At 40.6% G+C, this 12,552-nt stretch carries 10 protein-coding genes; 6 read left to right on the plus strand and 4 right to left on the minus strand.

The window, feature by feature from the left end:
• Positions 1–123 precede the first annotated feature (123 nt).
• Positions 124–1,056, minus strand: a complete 933-nt coding sequence (gene fcl, locus AHMF7616_RS23040) for a GDP-L-fucose synthase (protein WP_115375023.1) — start codon at positions 1,054–1,056, stop codon at positions 124–126.
• Complete coding sequence (gmd, locus tag AHMF7616_RS23045) at positions 1,057–2,169, minus strand: GDP-mannose 4,6-dehydratase (protein WP_115375024.1); 1,113 nt, start codon at positions 2,167–2,169, stop codon at positions 1,057–1,059.
• A 608-nt stretch (positions 2,170–2,777) separates the two neighbouring features.
• On the opposite strand from gmd, the gene AHMF7616_RS23050 reads away from it, so the two are divergent.
• Positions 2,778–4,172, plus strand: coding sequence for an undecaprenyl-phosphate glucose phosphotransferase (locus AHMF7616_RS23050; protein ID WP_115375025.1), 1,395 nt, complete (start codon positions 2,778–2,780; stop codon positions 4,170–4,172).
• 689 nt (positions 4,173–4,861) lie between these two features.
• On the opposite strand, the gene AHMF7616_RS27585 is transcribed toward AHMF7616_RS23050, so the two are convergent.
• Together AHMF7616_RS27585 and AHMF7616_RS27590 are read right to left on the minus strand one after the other, a co-directional pair.
• The gene (locus AHMF7616_RS27585) at positions 4,862–5,293 is read right to left on the minus strand and encodes an SMP-30/gluconolactonase/LRE family protein (protein WP_262511735.1); all 432 of its coding nucleotides are present in this window, start codon (positions 5,291–5,293) and stop codon (positions 4,862–4,864) included.
• The gene (locus AHMF7616_RS27590; protein ID WP_262511736.1) at positions 5,227–5,886 is read right to left on the minus strand and encodes an L-dopachrome tautomerase-related protein; all 660 of its coding nucleotides are present in this window, start codon (positions 5,884–5,886) and stop codon (positions 5,227–5,229) included. The genes AHMF7616_RS27585 and AHMF7616_RS27590 overlap by 67 nt, the downstream gene beginning before the upstream one ends.
• A 344-nt stretch (positions 5,887–6,230) precedes the next feature.
• On the opposite strand from AHMF7616_RS27590, the gene AHMF7616_RS23060 reads away from it, so the two are divergent.
• The 5 genes from AHMF7616_RS23060 (at position 6,231) to AHMF7616_RS23080 (ending at position 12,490) form a co-directional block, all read left to right on the plus strand.
• On the plus strand, positions 6,231–7,139 hold the full coding sequence (locus tag AHMF7616_RS23060; RefSeq protein ID WP_115375026.1) for an SDR family oxidoreductase: 909 nt from the start codon (positions 6,231–6,233) through the stop codon (positions 7,137–7,139).
• Between the two features lie 216 nt (positions 7,140–7,355).
• Positions 7,356–8,330, plus strand: coding sequence for a ComEA family DNA-binding protein (locus AHMF7616_RS23065; RefSeq protein ID WP_115375027.1), 975 nt, complete (start codon positions 7,356–7,358; stop codon positions 8,328–8,330).
• Between the two features lie 110 nt (positions 8,331–8,440).
• Positions 8,441–9,295 carry a hypothetical protein gene (locus AHMF7616_RS23070; protein ID WP_115375028.1) on the plus strand — a complete coding sequence of 285 codons (855 nt, stop codon included), beginning with the start codon at positions 8,441–8,443 and terminating at the stop codon, positions 9,293–9,295.
• 157 nt (positions 9,296–9,452) lie between these two features.
• Positions 9,453–10,328: an SDR family oxidoreductase gene (locus tag AHMF7616_RS23075; protein ID WP_115375029.1), complete on the plus strand. Its 876-nt coding sequence runs from the start codon at positions 9,453–9,455 to the stop codon at positions 10,326–10,328.
• A gap of 221 nt (positions 10,329–10,549) precedes the next feature.
• Positions 10,550–12,490 carry a DNA polymerase III subunit gamma/tau gene (locus tag AHMF7616_RS23080; RefSeq protein WP_115375030.1) on the plus strand — a complete coding sequence of 647 codons (1,941 nt, stop codon included), beginning with the start codon at positions 10,550–10,552 and terminating at the stop codon, positions 12,488–12,490.
• The last annotated feature ends 62 nt before the right edge of the window (positions 12,491–12,552 follow it).

Consider the following 12,552-nt stretch of genomic DNA (forward strand, 5'->3'; position numbering starts at 1 on the left):
TATGGTTAGGTTATTAAATTATAGCTGTTAGTGAAAACCTTCTAAATACTAAGAGCGGAACAAATGTGTTCCGCTCTTAGTATTTAGAAGGCACGTAGCTTACTGTACGTATTAGTGGGCATATTACTTCCAGTTAAAATCTTTAACTTCTTCGTATACTTTACAAATGCCTTCTTCTAAAGAGGTTTTAGCTTGCCACCCCAATGACTTTAGTTTAGAAACATCCATTAATTTGCGGGGAGTACCATCGGGCTTGCCGGTGTCTGTCTTAATTTCACCTTTATAACCTACTATCTTCTGAATGAGTTGGGCTAAATCCAGAATGGAAATGTCTTCGCCAACTCCTATATTAACTAAGCCCGGTTCGTTGTAAGTTTGCATTAAATAAAAGCAGGCATCAGCTAAATCGTCGGTGTGCAGGAACTCGCGTTTGGGAGTGCCACTTCCCCAGATTGTTACGGATGGCTCCTGATTTTCCCGAGCAGTAATAAACTTTCGGAGTAACGCCGGTAATACGTGCGAGTTTTGCAGGTCATAATTATCATTAGGACCATACAAATTAGTAGGCATCACCGAGATAAAGTTACAACCGTATTGCGTACGGTAGGCATCACACAATTTTATACCTGCTATTTTGGCAATGGCGTAAGCTTCATTAGTTGGCTCTAATTCCCCAGTTAATAAGTATTCTTCCTTTAAGGGCTGATGCGCTAATTTTGGATAAATGCAGGAAGATCCCAGAAATAGTAATTTTTGCACCTTACTTATATAAGCCGCATGTATTACATTAGTTTGAATCATCAGATTATCATACAGAAATTCGGCAGGGAAAGTATTATTAGCCACAATACCACCAACCTTTGCCGCTGCTAAAATTACATAATCAGGTTTATGGATGGTAAAGAACTCATTAACTTGTACTTGATTTCGGAGATCTAAATCTTTAGATGTGCTGGTAATAATATGCGAATAACCTTCTTTTTCTAATTTCCGGATGATAGCCGAGCCCACCATGCCTCGGTGGCCGGCTACATAAATTTTATCGGTTGGTTGCATCTATTCAAACTGGTTCTTTACACGATAACCCGCTTCTTGCAGCATTTTTTCCTGCACAAAATGGTTTACATCAGCTTCCATCATTTCTTTTACTAAAGCTGGTAAGTCATATTTAGGCTGCCAGCCCAATTGGGTCATCGATTTGGTGGGATCACCAATGAGTAGATCTACTTCGGTGGGTCGGAAGTAACGCGGATCTACGGCAACTACTTCTTTACCTGCTTTAAGTAAATAGTCTGGATTAATACAAGATTGAACAATACCTTTTTCATCCACACCTTCTCCACTAAATGCTAATTGAATACCTACTTCTGCAAAAGCCATTTTTACAAAGTCCCGGACAGTTGTTGTAACACCAGTGGCAATCACATAGTCTTCGGGTTTGTCTTGTTGCAGTATCAAATACATGGCTTCTACGTAATCTTTGGCATGACCCCAATCCCGGCGGGCATCCAGATTACCCAGGAAAAGCTTATCTTGTAAACCCATCGCAATTTTAGCTGCCCCGCGTGTAATTTTTCGCGTTACAAAGGTTTCACCTCTTAATGGACTTTCGTGGTTAAATAAAATGCCGTTACAAGCATACATGTTATAAGCTTCGCGGTAGTTTACGGTTATCCAATAGCCATATAACTTAGCCACGGCGTAGGGCGAACGGGGATAGAAAGGAGTAGTTTCGGATTGAGGCACCGCTTGGACCAAACCATATAGTTCGGAAGTAGAGGCTTGATAGATTTTAGTTTTTTCGGTTAATCCTAATAAGCGAACGGCCTCCAGAATACGAAGGGTGCCAATTCCGTCGGCATTAGCGGTATATTCGGGAGTGTCAAAGCTTACTTTAACGTGGCTCATAGCTCCTAAATTATAAATTTCATCAGGCTGTACTTGTTGAATGATCCGGATAATATTAGTGGAGTCACTTAAGTCGCCGTAGTGTAACCGAAAACGAATTTTTTCTTCGTGTGGATCCTGGTATAAATGATCGATCCGATCGGTATTAAACAAAGAACTTCGGCGTTTAATGCCATGAACTTCATAACCCTTACTTAATAATAAATCGGCTAAGTAAGCACCATCCTGGCCTGTAATGCCGGTAATTAAGGCTTTTTTCATTTTTAGTAACTATATCTTTTTAGTTCATTTAGGTAACAGGTATATCAATAAGAGTATAGTTCCTTTATTTAAAAATAATAAAGTCGGCTTTGTTTATAGCTCACTTGCACATACTCCTTCAATTTTATTTTTATACAGAAAGCTTATTTTACTTAAATAGCATGTTTTGTAAAATAAATCTTTTTTGCAAGTACTATACTTCTATATACACACAAGCACAATTATAAATTACACTTATTGGTTCTTACAATTCAAAATTACTATAAAAAAATGCTTCTGTGTATAAATTTTCAAATAATGTTTACATATCAATTATATAATATGTAAATACATATATGTATTGTTTTAACCCTCTTTAATAAATAATTTTACATTATTTTTATATATAATTAAATTAATGAGTATCATTGTTATAAATAAGCCATTTTGATTCCTGTCTCTGCGAAATTGGTTGTTTTATTTAAATATAAATTATTTTTATTTAAATAAATATATATATATTAAATATTGTATATATTTGCTAAAATTATTTATTGTTAAAATTTCAATAAAAAATTTAAGTATTTCTATTTACTGGCAAATAACCACTTACACCGTTTTATAGGCAAATGACACACAAATACACCACCTATTTTAAGTATATCAATATTGCAGTTGATTACTTAATCTTAAATATTGCGATTGTTATAGCTTTAAGCATTGCCGATAATATTTCATTAGTGAAGCATATATCCGAGCTATATAAACTGGATTTTCTGCTCTTAAATCTGTTTTGGTTTTATTGTGCTAAGTTATTCGGTTTATATAATAATATATTGAGTAGAGATGCTATGCCAACTATGAAAGCTACTCTGCTGGCTTTAGTTACATACTATATCGCTATATATTCCCTGAATCTTGCCTTTCCTTTTTTAAACCTTTCCTCAACCTTCTTAATAGCTTTTCACTCGGCGACAAGTGTTTTGATGCCTGTTTGGAAATTTTATTTTTTAGCTATCAGACGTTCAAAACGAAAATTCTGGGTGGAGTATACCCGGATTGTGGTTTTAGGGGCCAGTAGAGCGGGTATTGAAATGAGTAAATATTTAAATACTAATCCGCAGTTAGGCTATAAAGTAGAAGGTATTTTTGATGATAATGCCGGGTTAAATCTGGAAGATCAAACGCATTTAGGCGACATTAACGATTGCTTTGATTTTATGAAAAAATCAGGCATTTCGGAAGTGTATTGTGCCTTGCCCAACAGAGAGGTGAGCAGAATAAAATCGTTGATGCAGGAAGCAGACAAACAGATGATCCGATTTAAAATGGTGCCGGATATTAATGATTTCCTGGAACAAGATGTATATACCGGCAAAAATGGTAAATTCCCGATCTTAGTGCACCGGGCTGAGCCATTGGAAAATAAGACGAACGAAATCCGGAAAAGAGTATTTGATGTAGTATTTTCTTTATTAGTGATTGTTTTTGTGCTAAGCTGGTTAATACCCCTGTTGGGTATTATTATCAAATTAAATTCAAAAGGATCCGTATTTTTCAAACAGCTTCGTTCCGGTAAAGATAATAAGCCTTTTTATTGCTTTAAATTTAGAACCATGACCGAAAACGCCGATTCGGATACGAAGCAAACTTATAAAGGAGATATGCGGGTAACCAAAGTAGGTGCATTTCTTCGTAAAACCAGCATGGATGAATTACCGCAATTTATAAATGTTTTGTTGGGCGATATGTCGGTTGTAGGACCACGGCCGCACATGCTCAAACACACGGAGGATTATTCAGCAGTAATTGACAAATACATGGTGCGTCAGTTTCTTACTCCCGGAATTACGGGCTGGGCGCAAGTAAATGGTTTTAGAGGAGAAACGAAAGAAACCGAGTTGATGTCGAAGCGAGTAGAAGCCGATCTTTGGTACCTGGAAAACTGGTCGTTCTTACTGGATTTAAGAATAGTAGTTTTAACTATTTGGCAGGCAGTTAAAGGAAACGAAAACGCTTATTAGTGGGTATTTTTAAATTTTAGCTTCTTATAACGTGTAACCAAGTTAAAATAGGGATTATAAAAGTAGTTACGGTATAATAAAACTTTCTTTCGGTAAAAACCTTTTTGCAAGTACTAGTTACAGATCCCAATACAAGGCCAGAGACTGCTCCAATTATTCCAAATACAAGTACCTCAATTAATCCCATTTTAAATTTCTTTACTTTATCTTATTTACTCCAAAACCGACTTATTAGTTACGAAGAAATGTCATTTTGGTTGTATAAACCTGGTTTTATTTTGTAATTGAAATATGTTTATCCGAATATATCATAAAACTATATTACCTGACTTATTTATAAAGCTTATTGATTAAATAGAAAATTATACTTTGATTAGTATCATTTTTCTACTTCAAAACATGCAAAAATTTAAAAATAAATAACTTCCTAAGAGATTTTTGAAGTAATGAGCGTATAAAGCACGCGGACAGTAAAGAACTCTACTTTCCGCGTGCTTTCTTGTAAATTTTTTGAAATAGCTCTAATATCTGAATTATGAATTATCAGTCATTTGTTAGTTTCCGGTTAATCTAGGAAGTCATAGAACCACCTACTAACCTCCTTGATACCAAGATCAAATCTGATAAGTAAATTCGTGTGAAGTGAACCAGTGGTATAGTAAGATAAATTTAAATTAATCTACGAAGCACTAAGGTAGCGGCATCCGGTAAATCGTATAGGGCAGGGTACGCTGGTTTTTACCTTCGTTGTAGTCGGGTTGTTTGTTTATCTGGGAACAGCTTATGTACAAATGCCCATCTGTGGATAAGGAGTAACTATCCGGCCAGATGAGCCGATCGTCTTTCATGATGGTTTTCATTTCCAGATCAGGAGTAATCTGAACAATCGCGTAATTTTGGTAATCGCCCAAGTACAAGTTGCCATCCAGGTCAAAAATCATTCCGTCGGTAGTAGTAAAGCGGCCAAGGTCTTGCACGTGCATTTTTAGTTCTTGCTCGCTTAAATCAGGATTGCGTAAGTATTCCGTTTGAATGCGGTACAACTTATTATCGGTTAAGGGTTTGTAGTACAGCCATTCTCCATCGGGCGAGAGGGCAATGCCATCAGAGTGGATGTGCACAGGTTCGCCGCTTTTTTTAATTCTTTATCGTCTACGAGTAAGGTAAACTCCGGATCGTGTTTGACGGAGTAATGGTTTTGGAGCAACTGTCGCGTTTCTCCAGAATTTAAATCTACCACCACAATGCCGCCTTCGTTGGAGTTGGTTAAATATGCGATTTGTCTTTGCGTATCTACCCGCACGTCGTTTAGGTAACTTTTAGCGCTGAGTACACCTTCAAAAGTATAAACCCGCTCAATGGCATCGGTAGCTAAGTTTATTTTTACTAGCTTATAACTTTGCTGATATACTTGTTCCATGTTCGGACAAGCGGGATCTACTACCCAAAGACTGTTTTCGGCATCAATATATACCGCTTGCACGCATACCCATTTGTTTTTACCATCCTCACCATTCTGCCAGCTATTCATTTCTGCATTGGGGTAAGGTTTTACCTGGTTATTTGCCAACACTTCCACTACACTATATTGGTGCGGACCAGGCCATAAAGGATAATTCGTAAATAAGCGTCCTTCCTGAGAAATGGCTACTCCGGTAAGCTGGTAGGTATCATCGGCAAATAATAGCTCCAGGTTGTTATTTTGTACTTCCATTATATGAAATAACTTTAATTTTAAGTTTCTGATTAAATCTAAGTAACTAGTATACCTGTTCGAGTAAAGCCTTGTTTTAAAAAAGTTGCGGTAATTGCGGGTAAACGAGGGGTGATCCCAACCTTTCGCGATTTGGCAAAAGAAGAATTTTAAAAAATTATGCGGTTAGCGGCTAACAGAAAAGAAGAACTGCTGATAATAACCTTTTCTTTGTACTTTTACTCAGCTTAAGAGTTAAGGGGTTAATTAAAGCTTTCAGGAGTAAAATTTTAAATTTAACTAATATCTAGTTCTGATTTTAAAATCGGGTATTAAGCACTACGTTCAAGAATTCTAGAATTTGCATGAAAAAAAAGATTTTAATTACTGGAGCCAACGGACTTTTGGGCCAAAAACTGGTTACTTTGTTATTACCTAATGCTGATGTAGAGCTACTGGCTACTTCCCGGGGTGAAAACAAATTAGCAGCCTTGTACCCGCAATTGCCTTTTGTTTCTTTAGATGTTACTAACCCCGACGAGGTAAAGAGTGTTATAGCGTTGCACCAGCCTACCCATATTATTCATACGGCGGCCATGACTAACGTGGATGAGTGTGAAGTAAACCAGGAAGCCTGCTGGAAGCTGAATGTAGACGCCGTAGAGTCCTTAGTAAAAGCTGCCGAAGAAAACAACGTGCATTTCATCCATTTATCTACCGACTTTATCTTTGATGGCTTAGCCGGGCCCTACGACGAAGAAGCAAAAGCAAACCCCATTAGCTATTACGGAGAAAGTAAACTGGCTGCGGAACAATTAGTAAAGCAAAGCAGTGCTCGTTGGGCCATCGTCCGGACGGTGTTGGTTTACGGCATTGTGCACGATTACGGTCGCTCGAACATTGTGTTGTGGGTAAAAAACAGTCTGGAAAATCAAAAACCCATTAAAGTAGTAAACGATCAGTTCCGGACGCCTACCTTGGCCGAAGATTTAGCTTTAGGTTGCTGGTTAATTGCCGATCAGGATGCCGAAGGGGTTTTTAATGTTTCGAGTAAAGAATTGATTACGCCCTACGACATGGCCTTGCAAGTGGCCGATTACTTTAAATTAGATGCATCCTGTATAACCCGCGCCGATGCGAGTAGCTTCACGCAAACGGCCAAACGCCCGGCCCGTACCGGATTTATTATTACGAAAGCCGAAGAACAATTAGGTTTCCGGCCGCATACTTTTACCGAAGGCATTGCCGTAGTGGCGAGTCAGCTACCCTTATAGCTAGTAACGAGGCAAAAATTTAAAAAATACAGGTTTAAACAAGGCAATAGCACTTTTTTGTAAAGAACACTGTTGCAGCAAAATTAAGATTTAGCAAACTACCTGACAGTTAGCCGGGAAAGTAAACCTTAAATTTTAAGGGGAATGGGGCAAACAGTTATTGTTATATTGTAATAATAACTGCTGCAGGAATTAATAAGAGACTGGTATTTTTTTATGAAAAGTTTAAAACGCTGGATTCGCAATTATTTTCATTTTAATCAGCGCGAAACAAACGGCTTTATTCTTTTAATTTTTGGCTTAATCATTATTGTTAGTTTGCCTTACTGGTGGCCCTCTCCGCAACCCGTTTACGATCCAAGGCATGATCAACAAATCCTCGATAGCTTGGCGGCCCAACTTAAGTCCAGTCCGTACGAAAACAAGCCTTACGCTTATAACCGCCGCGATAAGAAAAGTGCCCCGGTAAAACCTATTCCGCCGGAATTTTTGCGACCCTTCGACCCGAATACTTTAACCCAGGCGCAATGGGAGAAATTTGGCTTACCCGCCTACGTGGCCAAACGATTGCTCACGTACCGCGACAAAGCGCAAGGATTTAAATACAAAGATCAGATTAAACGCATTTACGGGTTTCCGCCGGAGTTGTATGCGCAACTAGAGCCCTATATAACTTTGCCGGGCAGCAGAGCCAACCAACCGTACGCCGATGCCCGCGAAAGAACGGAAAGAGCGTATCCAAGTTACGCGAACAAACCACGCACTACTTATTCCCGGGAACGAAGCCGCCTGCCGCCTTTTGATATTAATACGGCCGATACCACTGCGTTGAAAAAGTTGCGCGGTATTGGTACCAAGCTGGCGGCTCGCATAGTAAAGTTCCGGGATAAATTAGGTGGCTTCGAAAACATCAACCAGCTGCAGGAAGTTTATGGTTTACCGCCCGAAATGATCGATAGCCTCCGCAAGTACACGTTTGTGGGCGAGTCTTTCGCGGCTAATAAATTAAATATAAATGTTGCTACGGTAACGCAATTGCAACAGCATCCTTATTTAGGGTACAAACTCGCCCGGCACATTGTAGCGTATCGTACCCAACACGGGCCTTTTGCTTCCCTGGAAGATCTACGCAATATTAAAACCATCGATGATGCTACCTTTCAGAAAGTGAAGCCCTATCTTACTTTTTAGATAAAAGCTGCTGTTTGAGTTTTGCCAGGGTGCTGCAATCAAGGCAATTTTTTAAATTTTTGCTTAATTAACTGCTTACCACTTTAAAAAATTACTGCCCGAAAACCAGCATGCTCCTCGAAAAACTGTTTACCGTATATGTTTATTTTCAAACTTTATGGTGCGGCTGCGCTGCCGATCGGAAACACGCGGGTTTTCTGGTAAACGAACCGAAATACCGAGTAGAGAAAACAGGCCGCATGGCTAAAAAGCAAGTAAAGGAAAGCTCCGGCTTGGAATTAGCGCCGGATAATATAACTTTCTGGACGCACGCTGATAGCGGCAATCCCCCCCAATTATACCAAGTAAATTCGAGAGGCCAATTATTAAACACCTTTGCTATTCCGCAAACTACAAACTTGGATTGGGAAGATGTCGCGAAAGATGATCTAGGCTATTTATACATCGGCGATTTTGGCAATAACAGCAACAGCCGGCAAAATTTGCGCATTTACCGGATTAAAGAAAACAACTTCGCGCAGGTAGATACTATTTCTTTTGTTTATCCCGATCAGAAAGCTTTTCCACCCGTTAAAGCCAAACAAAATTTTAACTGCGAAGCTTTCTTTTACTTTCGGAACAAACTTTATCTTTTTTCAAAAAACCGGGGTACCCGCGGTTGGGTAAAAATGTATACTTTACCCGCGCAACCGGGCACTTATACTGCCAGTTTAACCGATAGTTTAAAAATAGCTTCCCGGATCACTGCCGCGGATATAAGTCCGGATGGGCAAACCATTGCGTTGCTGGGTTACGGTAACATTTACCTATATAGCACGGATGCTGCGGGAAGCTTTTTTGCTGGTAAGAAAAACTGTTTAGCCATTCCCGCAACGGGGCAGGCAGAAGCTATCCTGTTTATTAATAATCACGAACTAATTATCAGCAACGAAGGCGGCAAACTTTTTAGGATAGCTAAAAAATAAGGCGGTAACAGTCGTAATTTTTAAAATTTTGGAGAGAATCAAAACTTTTTTGCGCTCTACGGCTTACTACCTCAATAATGTTTAGTTAAAAAAACAGCTGCTACCAAGTTGGCGTTTTCGCGTACGCATTACCTGTACTACCTTAATTCTTGTTTTTATGCACGAAACCATATTAGTGACCGGCGCTACGGGCACCGTTGGCAATGAAGTAATTGAAGCTTTATCTTCTCAAAATGTTCGCGTACGGGCGGGGGTGCACTCCATTATTAAAGGCGACCGTTTCCGGGTTTTCCCGAATGTAGATTTAGTAGAAATCGATTACGCGCGTCCGGAGTCTTTAAGAGTAGCGTATACCGGAGTTACCCGTGTCTTCCAAATTACACCTTTTACCCAAGACCAGGTAGAAATAGCCAAGCGTTTAATTGATATGGCCAAAGAAGTGGGGGTAAAGCAAATCGTAAAATTGTCGGCCAGTGGGGCCGATGCCGAACCCGGTATTCAGATGGGTCGCTGGCACCGCGAAGCCGAACAGTATCTGGAAAGCTCAGGAGTGCCTTATACTATTCTGCGGCCAACTTCTTTTATGCAAAACTTTATTGCTTACCAGGGAGCCTCTATTGTGCACGAAGGAAAAATCTACCAGCCGTTGGGCTCCGGTAAAGTAAGTTACATCGATGCGCATGATATTGCGGCCGTCGCGAAAGTAGTTTTAACCCAATCCAATTTCGATGGAGAGGCTTTAGAACTAACCGGTCCGGAAGCTATTTCGGTGGAAGAAGTAGCCGGAATACTATCCCGGGTAAGTGGGCGAACCATTACCTACGTAGATGTGCCCGAAGAGGCGGCCCGGCAAGCCATGAGTAGCCAGCATCTGCCCGATTGGATGGTAGACGCCATGCTGGAACTAAATCAAATTTTGAAGGCCGGTTATGGCGCTCACGTAACCAACACCGTAGCGCAAATTACCGGAAGACCAGCCCGAACCTTTGCAGAGTTCGCGCAGAATAATGCGCATTGCTTTATTGCGGAATGAACCCGAAATATTTTGCCAATCAGTACTTATGAATAAGTAAAAAATTTAAAAAAACAGCCAATTACCGAATGTAATTGGCTGTTTTTTTTAGGATTGGGAAGTTCTAGTTAAAATAGCGCTAGGGCCTTTTTTTAATTTAATTGCTTGTACTATAGATAGTTACTTGCAGGATTAACTTTTAACTTTCAACCTAAGTCCGGTTTTCCTATCTTTGTTTAAGGATGGAAAATTTTGTTGTATCGGCTCGTAAATACCGGCCCGCTACCTTCGACAGCGTAGTAGGGCAGCACCACATTACTACTACGCTTAAAAATGCGATCACCAGTAATCACCTGGCGCAGGCATTTTTATTTTGCGGCCCAAGGGGAGTAGGGAAAACTACTTGTGCCCGGATTTTGGCCAAAACCATCAACTGCCAGAACTTAACCCCGCAAACCGAAGCGTGTAATGTTTGCGAATCGTGCCGGAGTTTTAACAACAATGCTTCCTTTAACGTGCACGAGCTCGATGCCGCTTCTAACAACTCCGTAGAAGATATCCGGAGTTTAGTGGAACAGGTACGTTATGCCCCCCAAACCGGTAAGTACAAAATTTATATCATTGATGAGGTGCACATGCTCTCCAACTCGGCGTTTAACGCCTTTTTAAAAACACTGGAAGAGCCGCCATCTTACGCTATTTTTATTCTGGCTACCACCGAGCGCCACAAAATTATTCCCACCATTTTATCCCGCTGCCAGATTTTTGATTTTAACCGCATCCGGATCGAGGATATGGTAAAGCATCTGGGTTCTATCGCCAGCAAAGAAGAAATTTCCGCGGAAGATGATGCCTTGCATCTGATTGCGCAAAAGGCCGATGGCGCTTTACGCGATGCGCTTTCTATCTTCGACCAGATGGTGACTTTTTCGGGCAGCCAGATTACCTACAAGGCTACCGTCGAAAACCTGCACATTCTTGATTACGATTACTATTTTAAATTAACCGATTATTTTCTGGCTGGTAATTTACCAGGAGCTTTACTGTTATTCGACGAAATTTTAAAAAACGGTTTCGACGCGCATAATTTTATCCTGGGCATTGGCGAGCATTTTAGAAGCTTACTGGTTTGCAAAGATGCAGTAACGGTGCAATTACTGGAAGTATCCGATAATATTAAAACCAAGTACGCCCAACAAGCTCAGAAAGCTTCTTTATCGTTGCTCTTATCGGGGCTGAATATTGTGGCGGCCTGCGATCAAAATTTTAAAAATAGCAAAAATCAGCGCCTGCACGTAGAGTTGTGCCTCATGAAACTGGTGCATCTGCCAGCGGCCGTATCCTTTGCAAAAGACTTCTCCCAAAACGGCGACGTCAAAAAAAAAACTAGCACAGAATCTGATTCCGGGGTAAATGGCGCGGGTACGCCTATTCCAAATGCGGTGCCGGCTACTAACGGTCAAAAAGCACCTGCTGCACCCGTCTTGAATAATGCGGTACCAGTTGTAGTACCTGCCACACCTGCCAACGGAAATACGATGCCGCACTTGGAAGCTACTCCCGTTACTTCCGATACGGCCATAAATAAGTTACCACCGGTACCCACTGTGCCTTTGCCCGCCCCTAAAGTCCCCGAAGACCAATTTACCGAGCAACCATTTACCCGGCCCACTGCGCCACTAGCTCCCGCTAAAAAGATTGTAAAGCTGCCTAGCCTGAACGATATAAAAGCAAAAGTGCAAAGCCCAGCTATGGCGTCTCAACCTACGGCAGTAGTGGAGGAAGATGAGCCGGATACGTTGACTGGTGCCAGTGTACAACCAGTCAATCAGTTTGAATTCGAAACGATTTGGAATCAACTGAAAGATCAGAAAAAAGCCGAAGGAAAAATGTCGGAGTACATGATCTTGAACCGGCCGGTGCAGATTACGTCCACCAACGTAATTGAGCTAGCCGTAGAAAATCACGTGCAGATTGAACAATTCAATTCTTTTCGCGCTGAGTTTTTGGCGGCTTTGCGCAACAGATTGCGTAATAATCGCATTAACGTAAAAATTGAAGTAAATACCCAGGAAGAAGGAGTTAAATTATATACCTCCATTGATAAGTATAACTACCTCGCCGAGCGTTACCCCATATTACCGGAAATTAAAAAACGGCTGGGCCTGGATACTTCTTTTTAGCTTGGCCTTTAGGCCGGTGGGGTTAAATAATTACTCCGGAACATCGTTATCTGATAAGCCGG

The sequence above is a fragment of the Adhaeribacter pallidiroseus genome, assembly GCF_003340495.1.
Lineage (GTDB): Bacteria > Bacteroidota > Bacteroidia > Cytophagales > Hymenobacteraceae > Adhaeribacter > Adhaeribacter pallidiroseus.